Origin of the sequence: Psychrobacillus sp. INOP01 (genome assembly GCF_018140925.1) — a bacterium.
Classification (GTDB): Bacteria; Bacillota; Bacilli; order Bacillales_A; family Planococcaceae; genus Psychrobacillus.
The window spans coordinates 3,592,450-3,610,902 of sequence record NZ_CP073315.1; the positions used below are offsets into that span (position 1 = coordinate 3,592,450).

At 36.6% G+C, this 18,453-nt stretch carries 17 protein-coding genes; all 17 read left to right on the forward strand.

What is annotated here, in order from left to right; genetic code table 11:
* Positions 1-3: 3 nt before the first annotated feature.
* The 17 genes from KD050_RS17540 to fliH all read left to right on the forward strand — a co-directional run bounded on the left by KD050_RS17540 (position 4) and on the right by fliH (position 18,449).
* Entirely contained in the window at positions 4-1,863 is a 1,860-nt protein-coding gene (locus KD050_RS17540; RefSeq protein ID WP_211893608.1) for a hypothetical protein, read from the forward strand.
* Entirely contained in the window at positions 1,860-2,159 is a 300-nt protein-coding gene (locus KD050_RS17545; protein WP_211893609.1) for an EscU/YscU/HrcU family type III secretion system export apparatus switch protein, read from the forward strand. The genes KD050_RS17540 and KD050_RS17545 overlap by 4 nt, the downstream gene beginning before the upstream one ends.
* Before the next feature lie 116 nt (positions 2,160-2,275).
* The gene (sucC, locus tag KD050_RS17550; protein ID WP_211893610.1) at positions 2,276-3,436 is read left to right on the forward strand and encodes an ADP-forming succinate--CoA ligase subunit beta; all 1,161 of its coding nucleotides are present in this window, start codon (positions 2,276-2,278) and stop codon (positions 3,434-3,436) included.
* Positions 3,437-3,454: 18 nt separating this feature from the next.
* The gene (gene sucD, locus KD050_RS17555) at positions 3,455-4,357 is read left to right on the forward strand and encodes a succinate--CoA ligase subunit alpha (protein ID WP_211893611.1); all 903 of its coding nucleotides are present in this window, start codon (positions 3,455-3,457) and stop codon (positions 4,355-4,357) included.
* A 436-nt stretch (positions 4,358-4,793) separates the two neighbouring features.
* Positions 4,794-5,675 carry a DNA-processing protein DprA gene (dprA, locus tag KD050_RS17560; RefSeq protein WP_211893612.1) on the forward strand — a complete coding sequence of 294 codons (882 nt, stop codon included), beginning with the start codon at positions 4,794-4,796 and terminating at the stop codon, positions 5,673-5,675.
* A 110-nt stretch (positions 5,676-5,785) separates the two neighbouring features.
* A complete protein-coding gene (gene topA, locus KD050_RS17565) occupies positions 5,786-7,861 on the forward strand; it encodes a type I DNA topoisomerase (RefSeq protein WP_211893613.1) in 2,076 nt (691 codons plus the stop codon).
* Positions 7,862-7,876: 15 nt separating this feature from the next.
* A complete protein-coding gene (gene trmFO, locus KD050_RS17570; protein ID WP_211893614.1) occupies positions 7,877-9,187 on the forward strand; it encodes an FADH(2)-oxidizing methylenetetrahydrofolate--tRNA-(uracil(54)-C(5))-methyltransferase TrmFO in 1,311 nt (436 codons plus the stop codon).
* A 71-nt stretch (positions 9,188-9,258) separates the two neighbouring features.
* Positions 9,259-10,158, forward strand: a complete 900-nt coding sequence (gene xerC, locus KD050_RS17575; protein WP_370627239.1) for a tyrosine recombinase XerC — start codon at positions 9,259-9,261, stop codon at positions 10,156-10,158.
* Positions 10,159-10,177: 19 nt separating this feature from the next.
* Positions 10,178-10,726: an ATP-dependent protease subunit HslV gene (gene hslV, locus KD050_RS17580; protein ID WP_211893615.1), complete on the forward strand. Its 549-nt coding sequence runs from the start codon at positions 10,178-10,180 to the stop codon at positions 10,724-10,726.
* Positions 10,723-12,114 (forward strand): ATP-dependent protease ATPase subunit HslU, encoded by a 1,392-nt coding sequence (gene hslU / locus KD050_RS17585; RefSeq protein WP_211893616.1) that lies wholly within the window; start codon positions 10,723-10,725, stop codon positions 12,112-12,114. Before hslV ends, hslU begins: the two co-directional genes overlap by 4 nt.
* A gap of 84 nt (positions 12,115-12,198) precedes the next feature.
* Entirely contained in the window at positions 12,199-12,978 is a 780-nt protein-coding gene (gene codY, locus KD050_RS17590; protein WP_211893617.1) for a GTP-sensing pleiotropic transcriptional regulator CodY, read from the forward strand.
* A gap of 728 nt (positions 12,979-13,706) precedes the next feature.
* Complete coding sequence (gene flgB / locus KD050_RS17595; RefSeq protein WP_211893618.1) at positions 13,707-14,099, forward strand: flagellar basal body rod protein FlgB; 393 nt, start codon at positions 13,707-13,709, stop codon at positions 14,097-14,099.
* 2 nt (positions 14,100-14,101) lie between these two features.
* On the forward strand, positions 14,102-14,563 hold the full coding sequence (gene flgC / locus KD050_RS17600; protein WP_211893619.1) for a flagellar basal body rod protein FlgC: 462 nt from the start codon (positions 14,102-14,104) through the stop codon (positions 14,561-14,563).
* 20 nt (positions 14,564-14,583) lie between these two features.
* A complete protein-coding gene (fliE, locus tag KD050_RS17605; protein WP_211893620.1) occupies positions 14,584-14,889 on the forward strand; it encodes a flagellar hook-basal body complex protein FliE in 306 nt (101 codons plus the stop codon).
* A 59-nt stretch (positions 14,890-14,948) separates the two neighbouring features.
* Positions 14,949-16,538, forward strand: a complete 1,590-nt coding sequence (gene fliF / locus KD050_RS17610) for a flagellar basal-body MS-ring/collar protein FliF (protein ID WP_211893621.1) — start codon at positions 14,949-14,951, stop codon at positions 16,536-16,538.
* A 134-nt stretch (positions 16,539-16,672) separates the two neighbouring features.
* Complete coding sequence (gene fliG / locus KD050_RS17615; RefSeq protein WP_211893622.1) at positions 16,673-17,686, forward strand: flagellar motor switch protein FliG; 1,014 nt, start codon at positions 16,673-16,675, stop codon at positions 17,684-17,686.
* Entirely contained in the window at positions 17,670-18,449 is a 780-nt protein-coding gene (gene fliH / locus KD050_RS17620; RefSeq protein WP_211893623.1) for a flagellar assembly protein FliH, read from the forward strand. Before fliG ends, fliH begins: the two co-directional genes overlap by 17 nt.
* The last annotated feature ends 4 nt before the right edge of the window (positions 18,450-18,453 follow it).

Consider the following 18,453-nt stretch of genomic DNA (forward strand, 5'->3'; position numbering starts at 1 on the left):
AACGTGACTTCGACATCTTTTTCAATTATTCAATCACAAAAAACTTCTGGGATCACTTCTCAGTTACAGACTCCTATGAAGGAAGGACAAGTGGTTCACGGGACTATTAAAAAACTGTATCCAAATCAAACAGCAGAAGTCCAGATTGGCAATCAAAAAGTAATTGCTAAATTAGAGACTCCGCTAAAAGCTGGAGATTCTCATTTTTTTCACGTAGAAAAATCAGCACCTGAATTACAATTAAAAGTAGTTACAGGACCTCTTACACAGGGAAATACATTGGCGCAACAAGGCCAACAATTATTACAAGCAATGAATTTACCAAAAACAACTGAAATGCAAGCGGCGGTACATTTTTTTATGAAACAGCAATTACCCGTTTCTAAGGATACATTAATGCAAGTAGAACAATTATTAAAACAGCTGCCAAAGGATATAACGATGAAAGCGGCGCTCGAGACAATTCAAAAGATAATTGAGATGAAATTGCCTTTAACGACTTCAATTCTACAGACAGTATTGAGTGGTAAATCTACCGATGGCTTGCATACTATCCTTCAAAATTTGCAAGTTCAATTACAACAAGATCAAACGGTAACGCCAACATTGAAAAATAATATCCTCCAAAATCTACAAAAGATAGCAGAACCATTTAATGGACCAGCTGCTGGAGCGATGCTTGGAAAACAAGTAGAAATCCTTCAGAATCAGCAACAACCTTTAGCTTCACGCTTACCGATTCTGCAAGCACTAAAAGAATCCAATATTTTATTGCCAACTGCAAGTCTTGCCAATCCAATTCCGGTTACTGGGCAGCAAGCGATTGCGAATTCTGCTGGAGATCAATTGGTAAAGCTTGGCCAGGCTGCTCCTACGGAAAAAGGACAAGTATTAGAACTATTACGCAATTGGGTAAGTGGGCATCCTTCTTTAACGACAAGCCAAAAAAGTGAAGTGATTGCATTATTAAAAAATGATAATCACCCCAACCAAATGCAAGTAGTAAATAATGCACTGACAAAAGTATTTGCCGAGCAAAGCCAACAAGCAATTTTCTCAAAGGATATGAATGGTTTAACTCCTAAGGATCATTTGGTGTCATTGGTAGGTAAAGGAACAACCGTAGAATCGATAGCTCAGACTCTGCAGCAAGTAACGGTTATAAGTAAAAATTCTGCAAGCAGTAATGTGTTGGCTCAAACAATAGTTCAAGCAGAACAACAAGTTATGCAACAACTAGATGGAAAAGCATTCGAGCATGCTATGAAAGAGGTATTGAAATCTCTAGGATTCGGTTATGAAGCGAAGCTCGGAGGTAATAGTGAAGAAATAAGACAATTAGCTTCCCAATTAAAGCCGCAAATTGTAGAGCTATTGCAAAATCAGACCATTTCCTCAGCAGTTAGAGAAAGTGCGGAAGTGGTACTCGGGCGCATGAATGGATTGCAAATATTATCTAATGAAAATGGACCACAACACCAGCTGTTGATGCAAGTTCCATTGGAGTTTTTAGGTAAAAAAATGGATGCGACACTTGAGTGGAATGGTCGTATGAAAGAGGACGGTAAAATCGACTCTGATTTTGCAAGGATAATGTTTTATTTACAGTTGGATACTTTAGAAGAAACTGTGGTAGATATGCAGGTTCAAAATAGAGTAGTATCGATTACTTTGTTTAATGACGACCAACAGTTAGGTCTATTTGCTGAAAAATTTAAAGAAACATTAAAGGTAGGACTATCCTCTGTCGGCTATCAACTATCAGGAGTATTCGTAAAAACTTTTGAGGAACAAAAAATGACATCTATTTTGAAGTCAAAACCAAACACGTATGACGCGCAAGGAGTAGACATTCGTATATGAAAGAGGAAAGATATGCTCGAAAAGAAGCAGTAGCCATAACGTATAACCCGGGGTTTAACGATGCACCAAAGATAGTTGCTAAAGGAAAAGGTAAAATAGCAGAAAATATTTTAGCAAAAGCAGAAGAATTTAATGTTCCTGTCCAGGAGGATGCCAGTTTAGTAGAACTTCTTGGACAATTAGATATTAATCAATCGATTCCAGAGGAGCTGTATCAAGCGGTAGCGGAGGTTTTTGCTTATATTTATAAAATAGATAAAGAAAAAGGAACTAAAGTTAAAACGTTCGACAGATAATCTGAATATTTGTTGTTTTAAGCAAATATCATACTTTTGTGGACAAGATGTGACACTTTTAATACAATTAGAAAGGTAGTAAATTACTTGACATAAGTTTGATTGGAGGATGTAAGATGAATATCCATGAATATCAAGGTAAACAACTCCTTAGACAATATGGCGTAGCAGTTTCTAACGGAATTGTAGCTTTCTCACCTGAAGAGGCAGTGAAGGCGGCAAAGGAATTAGGATCAAGCGTTATTGTTGTTAAAGCTCAAATTCACGCAGGTGGACGAGGTAAAGCTGGTGGAGTAAAAATCGCAAAAAATCTAGATGAGGTACGTGAATACGCGAAGGAACTATTAGGTAAGGTACTTGTTACTCACCAAACTGGTCCTGAAGGTAAAGAGATTAAACGCTTACTTATCGAAGAAGGAAGCGACATCAAGAAGGAATATTATGTAGGTCTAGTTTTAGACCGTTCAACTTCACGTGTAACATTAATGGGCTCTGAAGAGGGCGGTATGGACATTGAAGAAGTAGCTGAAAATAGTCCTGAAAAACTTTTCTATGAAGAAATCGATCCAGTTGTAGGCTTAACGGGCTTCCAAGCACGTCGTATGGCGTTTAATATGAATATCCCAGCTAAACTTGTGAACAAAGCAGCTAAATTTATGCTTGGTTTATATCAAGTTTATAAAGAAAAAGATGCTTCAATCGTTGAGATTAACCCATTGGTAGTAACTGCTGATGACAATGTTTTAGCACTTGATGCAAAATTCAACTTCGATGGTAACGCATTATATCGTCATAAAGACATTTTAGAAATGCGTGATTATGATGAAGAGGATCCAAAAGAGATTGAAGCTTCAAAATATGACCTAAGCTATATTTCTTTAGACGGAAATATCGGTTGTATGGTTAATGGAGCAGGACTTGCTATGGCAACAATGGATACGATTAGCTATTACGGCGGATCACCCGCAAACTTCCTTGACGTTGGGGGCGGCGCGACAGCTGAAAAAGTTACAGAAGCATTCAAAATCATTCTTTCTGATAAAAATGTAAAAGGTATTTTTGTTAATATCTTCGGTGGAATTATGAAGTGTGATATTATCGCTGAGGGTGTTATTATTGCAGCCAAAGAATTAGGTTTAGAAGTACCACTTGTAGTTCGTTTAGAAGGTACTAACGTAGAACTAGGTAAAAAATTATTAAATGAATCCGGCTTAAATATCGTTGCAGCAGATTCAATGGCTGACGGTGCTCAAAAAATCGTTAATCTTGTAGGATAAGAAAGGCAGGGACAAAAAGTGAGCGTATACATTAATAAAGATACTAAAGTAATTGTACAAGGAATTACGGGCTCAACTGCTCTTTTCCATACAAAACAAATGTTAGAATATGGAACTAAAATCGTTGCTGGGGTAACACCTGGTAAAGGTGGAACAGAAGTAGAAGGAGTTCCAGTTTTCAATACAGTTGAAGATGCTGTTAAAGCTACTGGCGCTAACGTTTCAGTAATTTATGTTCCAGCACCATTTGCTGCAGATGCGATTTTAGAAGCTGTTGACGCGGAATTAGATATGACTATTTGTATTACTGAACATATCCCAGTACTTGACATGGTTAACGTTAAACGTTACATGGAAGGTAAGAAAACACGCCTAGTTGGACCGAACTGTCCGGGTGTTATTACTGCAGATGAATGTAAAATTGGTATTATGCCAGGTTACATCAACACTAAAGGTCATGTAGGAGTAGTTTCTCGTTCAGGAACTCTAACTTATGAGGCTGTACTTCAATTAACTGATGCAGGTATCGGTCAATCTACTTCTGTGGGTATTGGTGGAGATCCAGTTAACGGAACTAACTTCATCGATGTTCTAAAAGAATTTAATGATGACCCTGAAACATATGCAGCAGTTATGATTGGGGAAATTGGTGGAACTGCAGAAGAGGAAGCAGCTGAATGGATCAAAGCAAATATGACTAAGCCTGTCATTGGATTCATCGGTGGTCAAACTGCACCTCCTGGTAAACGTATGGGTCATGCTGGAGCTATTATTTCCGGTGGACAAGGTACTGCAGAAGGAAAAATCAAAGCAATGGAAGCAGCTGGCATGAAAGTAGCGGCAACTCCATCTGTTATTGGTGAAACTTTAATCGAAGCGATTAAAGAAGCAGGTATTTACGATTCTTGTAAAACACATTAATATAGAAGTACGGCGCATCAACTGATGTTGCCGTATTTTTTTAAAAGAAAAAGTATATATAAGATTTGGCAAAGCGTATCGCTTAGATAAAAAGATTAGTCAAAGTGAATGTAGGGATAAAATCATCTGTAATCGATTTTAAATTTTATATGCTATATCCAATGATAGATGAAGCCAGTAATAATTCTTGTACTAGAATCCATTTCAGCATTTCTTTTTTCCGTGTACACTATGAATAATCAGTGCAATTGTATTCAATTATCCGTTTGTTTAAAGTGGACTTTGTTGAATGAAGCGCAGGGCGGCGACTCCAGCCGGAATAGCATGAGCTGAAGACCCTGGACTGAGCGTCTATTTTGCACGGTTTTTCTTAAATAATTCTACGCTTGAAAGGACAAACAATACTAAACTAGTCGTATAATAAAGGAGGAAACCAATGAGTAAAAGTCAATTTACTAACCGCTTTTTAGCTTTACATTATGTTTATCCTGTACCATTAAATAAGCTACAAACTTTACTTGAATATGATCCGAATTTAGCTCAATTTGAAAAAATATCCCCGCATTTATTGTCGAAGTTATGTAAAATCTCCCTCGAACGCGCTAATAAACTCCAAAAAATGTTTCAAGAATTTGTCGAAATTCCGATGCTTCAAATGTATGAAAAGCACTCGATTATCCCCATTCTTTTTTCCGATCCCAATTATCCTAAAAGTCTATTAAATTTATATGATCCTCCCGCTGTAATATACGTAAAAGGTAAGATAGAATTACTTGCCACCCCTAAGAAACTAGCAATTATTGGTTCAAGAGAGGCAACGGATTATTCCGCCGAAAGTATTAAAACAATACTGCCTCCCTTAATAAACGAAGAGTATGTAATTATTAGCGGTCTTGCTAAGGGAGCAGATACATTAGCGCATGAAATAACAATGAGCTTAGGCGGAAAAACGATTGCAGTGCTGGGAACAGGATTATTTCATGTATATCCTAAACAAAATCTTAAATTAGCTAACGAAATGGAGAGAAATCAGTTATTATTAACTGAGTACCCCCCATATATAACACCACAAAAGTGGAATTTTCCTATGAGAAATCGAATTATTAGCGGGCTTTCCAGAGGTATAGTTATTACAGAAGCGATAAAAAAGAGTGGTACTGTTTCCACTATGGAGCATGCGTTAGAAAATGGTAAGGAGATTTTTGCGATCCCGGGATCTATACACTCTCCGCTTTCTATTGGTCCGCATTTGCTTATATTAGAAGGTGCAAAACCAGTCTGGAACGGGCATCAAATACTTGAAGAGTTAAATAAATAAAAAACAAAAAAATGAAAAGTCTTGCTTTTATAAGAAAACTGGTATACATTTTGCAACAGGTATTTGTTTTGAAGATTAAAGCGAGTTACCTTCTATAAGGAGGGAAATTTATGTCGGATTATTTGGTAATTGTTGAATCGCCAGCAAAGGCAAAAACAATAGAAAAATATCTTGGAAAAAAATATAAAGTTAAAGCATCTATTGGTCATGTACGTGACCTTCCTAGAAGTCAAATGGGTGTCGATACGGAAAATAATTACGAACCAAAGTATATAACAATCAGGGGTAAAGGCCCGGTACTACAAGAACTAAAAACTGCAGCAAAAAAAGCAAAGAAAATTTATCTCGCGGCTGACCCCGACAGAGAAGGGGAAGCAATAGCTTGGCACTTGGCAAACTCTTTAAATGTAGATATTGAATCGGATTGCCGAGTAGTGTTTAATGAAATTACAAAAGAGGCTATCCTAGAATCCTTTAAGCATCCTAGACCTATTAATATGGATCTAGTCGATGCACAACAAGCGAGAAGAATTTTAGACCGACTTGTAGGATACAATATTAGTCCAATTTTATGGAAAAAAGTAAAGAAAGGTCTGTCAGCAGGCCGAGTGCAATCTGTAGCTCTTCGTTTAATTATTGATCGGGAAGATGAAATCAATAATTTCACACCAGAAGAGTACTGGACAATTGAAGGACAATTCGATAAAAATAAGAAAGCTTTCGATGCGCTTTATTATGGAAGTGAGAAAGAAAAAAGAAAACTTTCTAATGAAGAAGAAGTAAAAGAAGTACTAAAGCTTATGAAGGGCAAAAAGTTTGAAGTTGCTAATGTTGTGAAAAAAGAACGAAAACGCAATCCAGCCCCTTCCTTTACTACATCATCCCTTCAACAGGAAGCAGCAAGAAAACTAAATTTTAGAGCTAGAAAAACCATGATGCTTGCACAGCAATTGTATGAGGGAATCGACTTAGGTAAAAAACAAGGAACGGTCGGGTTGATTACCTATATGCGTACGGATTCTACAAGAATATCGGATAGTGCGAAAGCAGATGTACAGGAATATATAAAAACTGAATTTGGTGCAGAATTCATTTCTACGAAAAAGGTAGAAAAGCAATCGAAAAAAGCACAAGATGCCCACGAAGCTGTTCGACCTACGAGTGTTCTAAGAACTCCGAATGAACTAAAAGCAATTCTATCTCGTGACCAACTAAAATTATACAAGTTAATATGGGAGCGTTTTATAGCTAGCCAAATGGCATCTGCTATATTAGATACAGTAGCTGTTGACCTTAAAAACGGGGAAGTTTACTTTAGAGCAAATGGTTCACAAGTAAAATTTCCTGGATTTATGAAGGTGTACGTGGAAGGTTCGGATGATCAAACTGATGACAAGGACAAACTATTACCAGTTTTGGAAGTCGGGGATAAAGTAAATGCGTTGTCTATTGACCCGAAGCAACATTTTACTCAGCCTCCTCCAAGATACTCGGAGGCAAGACTTGTGAAAACGTTGGAAGAGTTAGGGATTGGTAGACCTTCTACTTATGCTCCAACTTTAGATACGATTCAAAAACGTGGGTATGTAGCTTTAGAGACGAAGCGTTTTGTTCCTACCGAGCTTGGAACAATCGTCCATCAGCTTGTATTAGAGTTTTTCCCTCAAATTTTAGATATAGAGTTCACTGCCCAGATGGAAAGAGATTTGGATAGTGTAGAAGAGGGACAAGTAAAATGGGTGGAAGTAATCGATGGCTTCTATCAGGATTTCGAGAAGCGTGTCATATATGCAGACGCTGAGATGGAGAAAATCGTTATTAAAGATGAACCAACGGGAGAAGATTGTGAAAACTGTGGTTCTCCAATGGTTTATAAATTAGGACGATATGGGAAATTTATGGCATGTAGTAATTTCCCGGAATGTCGAAATACAAAGGCGATCATCAAGGAAATAGGTGTCCCTTGCCGAGTGTGTGGAGAAGGACAGATTGTGGAGCGCAAAAGTAAAACGAAGCGTTTATTTTATGGGTGTAACCAATATCCAACCTGTGAATTCGTTTCTTGGGACAAACCAATAAATAGACCATGTCCAAAATGTAATGAGATGTTAGTAGAGAAGAAATTGAAAAAAGGTATACAAATACAATGTGTTGCGTGTGATTATAAAGAAGATCCGCAAAGTTAGAAAGAAGGATACGACATGACTGAAATAGTAAACGTTATTGGTGCAGGACTAGCAGGAAGTGAGGCTGCATGGCAAATAGCTAAAAGAGGTATAAAAGTACGTCTTTATGAAATGCGCCCCGTTAAACAAACTCCAGCGCATCATACTGACAAGTTTGCTGAATTGGTTTGCTCCAATTCACTAAGAGCTAATAACTTAACTAATGCTGTAGGCGTTATTAAAGAAGAAATGCGTATGTTGGACTCAATTATTATACAATCAGCAGATAACAGCAGTGTACCTGCTGGAGGCGCACTTGCTGTTGACAGACATGATTTCTCTGGAAGAGTTACAGATGCTATACGTAATCATCCGTTAATCGAAATTGTCAATGAGGAAGTAACAGAAATCCCAGAGGGTATTACTGTTATAGCGACGGGCCCATTAACCTCTCCAGCTCTTGCCGAAAAAGTAAAAGAAATGACTGGTCAAGATTATTTGTATTTCTATGATGCAGCAGCACCAATTGTGGAAAAAGATAGTATCGATATGGATAAAGTTTATCTGAAATCGAGATATGATAAAGGCGAAGCTGCTTATTTAAATTGTCCAATGACGGAGGATGAGTTTAATCGCTTTTACGATGCATTGATAGCAGCAGAAGTAGTACCATTAAAAGAATTTGAAAAAGAAATTTACTTTGAAGGCTGTATGCCTGTTGAGGTAATGGCTGAGCGTGGTCGTAAGACTTTATTATTCGGTCCGATGAAACCTGTAGGATTAGAAGATCCGAAAACAGGTAAACGTCCGTATGCAGTGGTTCAGCTTAGACAGGATGATGGTGCAGGGACGCTTTATAATATTGTTGGATTCCAAACACATTTAAAATGGGGTCCACAAAAAGAGGTATTGAAGCTAATACCAGGACTTGAAAACGTGGAGATTGTACGTTATGGTGTCATGCATCGTAATACGTTCATTAATTCGCCATATGTTCTAGAACCGACTTATCAGCTAAAAGCAAATAAACAAATTTTCTTTGCCGGTCAAATGACGGGTGTAGAAGGTTATGTAGAATCAGCAGGAAGTGGGTTATTGGCGGGTATAAATGCAGCTAAGCTAGCAAAAGGCGAAGAATTAGTAGTACTCCCGGCTGAAACTGCACTTGGAAGCATGGCTAGATATATTACAGAAGCGAATCCAAAAAACTTCCAACCTATGAATATTAACTTTGGTTTATTCCCTGAACTACAACCAAAAGTAAGGGATAAAAAAGTAAAAATAGAACAATTAGCAAATCGAGCATTGACGACAATTCAAAATTTTATGAAAAGTACTGCGTTATAATTGCTAAAAGCCTCTTAAAAGTTGTATACTTTTAGAGGCTTTTACAATGGAGATATACTGGAGTGGAGTTGATAATCATCATAGGGTTAGAAGAACTTCATGCTTTTATGGAATACATACAATTAGAAAGAAATTATTCGAATCTTACTGTTCAGGAGTACGATAAAGATATAAGGCAATTTTTGTCTTTTTTAGACATCGAGGGCGTTACTGATTTAAATGAGGTAGAGTATATTCATGCGAGATTGTATGTGACTAAATTATATGAGGAGAAGCTAGCAAGAACTTCTATTTCTAGAAAGATATCCTCTATTCGCTCTTATTATAAATTTCTACATAAAGAATATAATATTCGAGATGACGCATTTCAATCTTTGTTCCATCCCAAAAAAGAAAAAAAACTACCACATTTTTTTTATGAAGAGGAAATCGGGCAGTTGTTTGAAGGGAATAGAGGAACTGATTCTTTATCTATCCGTAATATTGCTATATTAGAATTGTTGTATGCGACTGGAATACGTGTGAGTGAACTTACATCGATTGAACTGCGTCATATAGATAGTAGCTATGGTGTCGTGCGAGTGATGGGAAAAGGTAGAAAAGAGCGGTATGTTCCTGTCGGTGATTATGCATTAGCAGCAATAGATGATTATTTGGTGAATAGTAGACCAAAGCTAATGAAGAAAACATCTCATACATTTTTATTCGTTAATAATCGAGGAGAGCATCTAACAACAGACGGTGTAAGATATATTTTAAACCAAATGTTGAAAAAAGCCGCTATAAATTCAACTATTTATCCACATATGCTAAGACATACATTTGCTACTCATTTATTGAATAATGGAGCAGATCTTAGAAGTGTGCAGGAGCTATTAGGACATTCCAGCTTATCTTCCACACAAATATATACACATGTAACAAAAGAGCATTTGCGTAAAACTTATATGAATGCGCATCCGCGTGCGTAAATATTGGAGGTAAATAAAATTGGGTAATATTCATGCAACCACGATATTTGCAGTTAGTCACAATGGTAGTCAGGCAATGGCAGGAGATGGTCAAGTGACTTTAGGCAACCAAGTAGTGATGAAACATACTGCTAAAAAAGTAAGAAGGCTTTTTAACGGTCAAGTTGTAGCAGGTTTTGCAGGCTCTGTAGCAGATGCTTTTACGTTATTTGAAATGTTTGAAGGAAAGCTTTTAGAATATAACGGAAATTTACAAAGAGCAGCAGTTGAGCTTGCTAAACAATGGCGAGGGGACAAAATGCTACGTCAATTAGAGGCAATGCTTCTAGTGATGGATAAAAATAGTCTATTACTTGTTTCTGGCACGGGAGAAGTGATTGAGCCAGATGATGGTATACTAGCTATTGGTTCTGGTGGGAACTATGCATTAGCTGCCGGGAGAGCTTTAAAGCAATATGCAGGAGAGAATATGACGGCACAAGAAATTGCTAAAGCGGCGCTTACTACAGCTGCAGATATATGTGTATTTACAAACCATCAAATTATTGTGGAGGTATTAGGTGAATGAAGGAAACTAACTTAACCCCAAAACAAATTACTGAGCATTTAAATAAATACATCGTTGGTCAAGAAGCTGCTAAAAAAGCAGTGGCTGTTGCACTTCGAAATAGGTATCGTCGACAATTATTGGATGAAGAGATGAAAAACGAGGTAATTCCGAAGAATATTCTAATGATTGGACCTACGGGAGTTGGAAAAACAGAAATTGCTAGAAGGATTGCTAAACTAACGAAGGCTCCATTTGTAAAAGTAGAAGCAACAAAATTCACTGAAGTAGGTTACGTCGGTAGAGATGTTGAATCGATGGTAAGAGATTTAGTAGAAGCAGCTATCCGAATTGTTCGCGAGGAAAAGATGGAAGAAGTAAAAGACCAAGCAATTCGTTTGGCAAACGATGCAATCGTTAAACTGCTTGTTCCTTCCTTGAAGAAAAAGAACGCTAATTCCAATCCATTCGAAGCATTATTTGGAGGGAAAGAAGAAGATACTGCTGATGTTGAAGATACAGATGTACGTATAAAACGCTCTCAAATTGCCGAAGATTTAAGAGATGGAAAATTGGAAGAGGAGCTTATAACTGTGGAGGTTGTTGAACAAACTCCATCACTATTTGACGCATTACAGCCAGGTGGCATGGAAAGCATGGGGATGAATATGCAGGACGCCCTATCTAATCTTATGCCAAAGAAAAAGAAAAAACGTAAGATGAAAGTAAAAGATGCACGCAAAGTATTAATGCAAGAAGAAGCGAACAAGTTGATAGACAAAGATGAACTTTCTCAAATAGCCATTGAAAAGACAGAGCAAACTGGTATCATATTTATTGATGAAATGGACAAAATAGCAAGTAAAAACGGTGCTGGATCTTCTGCAGATGTATCGCGAGAAGGTGTTCAACGAGATATTCTACCAATTGTAGAAGGATCTACAGTTACTACAAAGTACGGTGCAGTAAAAACGGACTATATTTTGTTTATAGCAGCAGGAGCTTTCCATATGGCAAAGCCGTCAGATTTAATACCCGAATTACAAGGTCGTTTCCCAATTCGTGTAGAATTAGAAAAATTAACAAAAGAAGATTTTGTTCGTATTTTAAAAGAGCCGCGCCAATCACTGATTAAACAATATGAGGCTCTATTAGAAACTGAAGGAGTCACAATCACGTTTTCGGAAGAATCTATTGAAAGAATTGGTGAAATCGCTTATGAAGTCAACCAAGAGACCGATAATATTGGAGCTAGACGTTTACACACAATTTTAGAGAAGATTTTAGAGGAGCTTTCATTTGAAGCATCTGAAATTTCGCCGGCTCATATTCAGATTACCCCAGCTTATATAGATCAAAAACTTGACAATATTGTGAAAAACAGAGATTTATCTCAATTTATTTTGTAATATCGATGCAAATAAGTATCTAAAACAATTTAAAACCTTTAGAATATTAAAATAAATAAGAAAATTAAATGGAGGACTATATTTATGAATTTATTAACTAAAACAAGAAAGATTAACTCGATGTTACAAGCATCTGCTGGTAAGCCAGTGAACTTTAAGGAAATGGCAGCTACTTTAAGTGAAGTAATAGAAAGTAATGCTTTCATCGTATCTAGAAAAGGGAAATTATTAGGATTTGAAGTTCATCAGCAAATTGAAAATGAACGTATGATTAACATGATGGAAGAACGCCAATTCCCTGAACAATATACGAAAAATCTTTTCCACGTGGATGAAACATCTTCAAATTTAGATGTATATAGTGAGCACTCTGTATTCCCTGAAGAAAACCGTGAGTTATTTAAAGATGGTTTAACAACTATAGTTCCAATCATTGGTGGCGGTGAACGTTTAGGTACATTAATCCTAGGGCGTCTTAAACAAGAGTTTGAAGACGATGATTTGATACTTGGTGAGTATGGTGCGACAGTTGTAGGTATGGAAATCTTACGTGAAAAATCAGAAGAAATTGAGGAAGAAGCTCGTAGCAAAGCCGTAGTTCAAATGGCTATCAATTCATTGTCTTACAGTGAATTAGAAGCAATCGAACACATCTTTGAAGAATTAGATGGCAGTGAAGGTCTTTTAGTAGCATCTAAAATAGCTGATCGCGTAGGAATTACAAGATCTGTAATAGTAAACGCACTACGCAAACTAGAAAGTGCTGGTGTAATTGAATCTAGATCTCTTGGGATGAAAGGAACATATATCAAAGTATTAAATGATAAGTTTCTTGCAGAGTTAGCTCAACTTAAAATGAAATAATGAAAAATAATCGATCTCTTCCACTTTATGTGGAAGAGATTTTTTTGATAGGAGGAAAATATTCGTTTTACTCAGTATTGCCCAGTTCTATATCTAAGTCTCTTTGGGATTTCGGTAAAAGCAAAGAACGCGCTTACGTGAAGTCCTTTTGGGGCGTTTGGGAGGTCAACAGGATGTAGACTGACTTCCGACTTCCGCTTTTCTTCAAGAATAAGGAAATACATGAATACTGAGGTATAGTACCTTAACCAACTCATAACACGACAATATTCCGTTTAGTGCGAACATGTTCTGTTTGGAGTGCGATGAATCATCACAGTCGCACACGCGTTGGGTTATCTGTCTCCCTCATCCTGTCGAAGTGCCTCCCTTCGCTGCAATAAAGTGAGTAGTACTTAAGATTATATTGTATAGTGCCATTTAACTGCCTTTTCAAAAGTAATTAAGAATTAAACTAATTTTTTTAGACAATAATATTATTTTTTATAAAGGGATAAAAGCTTTAGGAGTTAATAGTTTATTTTTACTAGTAAGATGTGTAAATATAAGAAATTGACCAGAATTGACACAAAATGTCGACTATTATCAAATAAAAAGGAATAAAGACCTATTAAAATACTTAAAATTCAATAGACACAATGTTACATAATCATTACAATTAAATTATTATGATATTCAAAGATAATTACTAAAAAATATGTAGAATTATTTATGACGAGGTGAAAAAAATGAGTATATTTGGTGGAGCAATTTCAAGTTTAGAGCAAGGATTGGATTTCTCAGCGACAAAACAAAAGACAATTGCGCAAAATATAGCAAATGTCGACACTCCGAACTATAAAACGAAAAGTGTTAGTTTTAGTGAATATTTATCCAATGCTAAACAATCGACTATTTCTGCACATAGAACGCAGGAAAAACATATAGATTTTCAAACAAAATCTAGTACATCAGGTGTGTTCGATTATGCCAATTATAGCTATAACCACAATGGCAACGGCGTAGATATGGATAAAGAACAAGCAAATCTAGCGACCAATCAAATCTATTATAATGCGTTAATAGATCGGATGAGTGGCAAGTTAAATACTTTACAAACTGTTATTAGAGGAGGAAGCTAAGTATGTCGATTTTTCATGGTATGAATACAACAGCGTCAGCATTAACTGCCGGGCGACTTAGAATGGACGTAATTTCCTCCAATATGGCGAATGTGGATACAACAAGATCAAAGCTTGTAAATGGAGAGTGGCAAGCATATAGAAGGAAGTCTGTGACATTAAAGCCGTTAGAAGGTAATTTTTCGAATTTCTTAAATGTGGCCATGGGTTCTTCGGACAATAGAAGTGTTGGAAATGGAGTAAAAGTTAGTGATGTAAAAGAAGATACAGAAACACCTTTTAAATTGGTATATGATCCGACACATATTGATGCAGATGAAGATGGGTACGTGGAAATGCCAAATGTCGACCCTTTAAGAGAAATGGTTGATTTGATATCAGCTACCCGATCTTATGAGGCGAACGTAACAGTTTTTAATGCAAACAAAGCTATGTTATCTAAGGCATTAGAAATAGGAAAATAAGAAAGAAGGTATAGTTTAAATTGCCAATAGAATCCATATCATTATTTAATCCTTCACAAATAAACCCAGTTTCGACAACTTCAAAGTTAAGTCCTGCAGAGGCACAAGCTGATTTTGGTGATTTTTTGAAGACTGCTATTCAATCTGTTAATGAAAATCAAAAAGCGTCCGATGTAGCTACCGAAAAGCTAATAAATGGTGGGGATATCGAGTTACACGATGTAATGATTGCTTCTCAAAAAGCAAGTATTACATTAAATGCGACATTAGAAATTAGAAATAAGGTAGTAGAAGCATATCAAGAAATAATGCGTATGCAAGTGTAACCTCTTTCGGTTATCGCTAAATATCGAGCAAAAATATTCACCATAACCGGAGGATAATAATGAATGAACGTATAAAAAAAATGACGAGCGATGTAACCACGTTTTGGAAAAGTCGCACTAAAATGCAAAAAGGAACAATAATCGGTAGTGTGTTAGGGATTATCATTATAGCTACCGTTATTACTTTAATGATGAATAAAACTAACTTTGTTCCGCTTTATACAGACGTATCTCCATCTGAAATTGGACGTATTAAAGAAACATTAGATGCACAAGGAGTGCCAAATGAAATTGCTCCAGGTGGAACATCCATCTTAGTACCAGCAGAGCAAGTAGATTCATTGTTAGTACAACTAGCTGCAGAAGGATATCCAGAATCAGGTATGATCGACTATAGCTTCTTTTCCCAAAACGCTGGATTTGGTATGACAGATAATGAGTTTAATGTGTTGAAATTAGCTTCTATGCAAACCGAGCTTGCGAAATTGATTAAAGGTGTAAAAGGGGTAAAGGATGCTCAGGTAATGATTACCTTACCTGAAGAAGGGGTTTTTCTATCTCAAAGCAATGAAACGGCGAGTGCAGCGATAGTTTTGAATACAGAGGCTGGATACAAATTTACAGATGCACAGATTTTGTCCTTATATAACTTAGTATCCAAGTCAATTCCTAACCTAGCTACAGAAGATATTAGCATTAGAAATCAATACTTAGAGTATTTTGACTTAGATCAAGCAAATGCAAATACTGCTGGTGCAAATGTAAGCGATCAAATGTCGATTAAGAAAACAGTTGAACGTGATTTACAGCGCCAGGTACAAACAATGTTAGGTACATTAATGGGACAAGACAAAGTAGTTGTCTCTGTTACTACAGACATTGACTTTAAGCAGGAAAATCGCGAAGAAAATTTGGTTGAGCCAGTTGATGAAGAAAATATGGCTGGAATTGAAATTAGTGCTCAACGTATTTCAGAAACCTTTACTGGTGAGAATCCTGTAGCAGGTGGTACTCCGGCAACAGAGGATTCAACTGATAACTTTACCAACTATGTAGAAGGTTCAACATCAAATGGTGATTATGAGCGAATTGAAGACACGATTAATAGTGAAGTAAATCGTATTCGAAAAGAAATAGTAGAAAGCCCGTATAAAATTAGGGATATAGGCATTCAAGTAATGGTAGAACCACCAGATCCTGAGGATGCTGCTTCTATGCCAGACGGTGTAGAACAAGATATAGAACAAATTCTCGCGACAATTATCCGCACTTCTATCGATGAAGAAGCAGGTGGTGAATTGACAGAGGAATTACTACAGGAAAAAATTGTTGTTTCTGTGCAACCGTTTAATGGTAAAGCTGCGGCAGTGTCGAGTACACAATCGTCCATTCCTTGGTGGGTATATGTAATCGGCGGAATTTTACTTGTTGCAATAATACTGCTAGTAATATCCTTACTACGCTCTAGAAAAACCGATGAAGAAGAAATGATTATTCTAGAAGAGCAACGAGAAGAGCTTAATATAGACGATATCAATACAGAAAAAGAAACCGAATCGACTTTAAGAAGAAAACAACTAGAAAAAATGGCGAAAGATAAGCCAGAAGAATTTGCGAAGTTATTACGTACTTGGATAGCAGAGGATTAACTTACTTTACTTTCGTAGTATAAAGTTAAAGCCTCCGGCGGATGTCTTAGATTTTAAAAAAGAGTGAACCCGGCTTGTCGGGTTCAAAATCTGGAGACAGTTACGCTGAGTCGTAATTGATTGGGGGGACGGCTATGAACAAGAAAGAAAAAGATTTAAGTGGTAAACAAAAAGCCGCGCTCTTATTAATTTCTCTCGGACCTGAAGTGTCTGCTTCTATTTATAAACATTTAAATGAAGAAGAAATTGAGCGTTTAACTCTAGAAATTTCAGGTGTTAAAAAAGTAGAACCTGAAATAAAAGAAGATATAATAGAAGAATTTCACAATATAGCTTTAGCACAAGATTATATTTCACAGGGTGGTATTGGATACGCAAAAACAGTGTTAGAGAAAGCATTAGGCACAGATCATGCTCAAGCAATTATTAATCGACTTACTTCATCTTTACAAGTGAGACCTTTTGATTTTGCAAGACGTGCAGAGCCAGCTCAACTGTTTAACTTTATCCAAAATGAACATCCGCAAACGATTGCTTTGATCCTATCTTATCTAGAGGCACAGCAAGCTGGAATCATTCTTTCGTCATTACCACAGGAAGTACAAGCAGATATTGCAAAAAGAATAGCTACAATGGATTCTACTTCACCTGAAGTAATTAGTGAAATTGAATCTGTACTAGAACGTAAGCTATCTTCGACTGTAACGCAGGATTATACAGAGACCGGTGGTATCGATGCAGTCGTAGAAGTGTTAAATGGTGTAGACAGAACAACGGAGAAAACAATTTTGGATGCTTTAGAAATACAGGATCCAGAGCTTGCAGAAGAGATCAAGAAAAGAATGTTCGTGTTCGAAGATATTGTTACACTTGATAATCGTTCTATCCAACGTGTTATTCGTGACTGTGAAAATGAAGACTTATTACTTTCTATGAAGGTTTCTAGTGAAGAAGTTAAAGATGTTATTTTCCGCAATATGTCCGTACGTATGGCTGATACATTTAAAGAAGAAATGGAAATTATGGGGCCAGTTCGTCTACGTGACGTAGAAGAAGCTCAATCTAGAATTGTAACAGTAATTAGAAGATTGGAAGACGCAGGCGAAATAATAATTGCTCGTGGCGGAGGAGATGACATCATTGTCTAAAATTTTCCGAAATGTATATTTGAATGAAACAAAGGAAAATTCCAAGCCTATTCAAATAAGGAATTTACATGTTCAAGAAATGTTGAACACAGACGAGCCGTTGACTCTAGATGTACTTACACAAGAACGAAGTAAAATGATAGAAGAGGTAGACCAAGAGATAGCAAGAAAGCGATCAGTACTAACAAAAGATATCGAAGAAACAAAACAGTATATCGAAGACCAATTAAATATTTGGGAAGAAGAGAAGATTGCTTATCAGCAAAAAGCATATGATGAAGGCTTTGTGCAAGGATTAGAAGAAGGTCGCTTAAAAGCACAAGCTGATATGCAAAATTCACTAAAATTAGCTAACGATGCAATGAAAACTGCTCATGAGAATGCTGCAAATTATTTACAGCAACAGGAACAGGTCATTTTAGAACTATCTATACGAACTGCAGAGCGTATTATTGCAACGAAGCTAGATAACAACGAGGAATTGTTTTTATCAATTGTTAAAAGAGGTTTAAAAGAGGCAAGAGAAATGAGAGAGATTAAACTTTATGTTTCGCCCGTCTACTTTGAACTTGTATCTAATAATAGAGAAGAACTCTCCTCCATTTTCCCAGTAGATGTACCATTTATGATTTTTGTTGATGAAGATATGAATGAAACAGATTGTTATATAGAAACCAACCATGGAAGAATCGTCGTCAGTATTGACGAGCAAGTTCAAGAGTTGCGACGCAAGCTAGTAGATATTCTAGATAGTATGGAGTGAATGT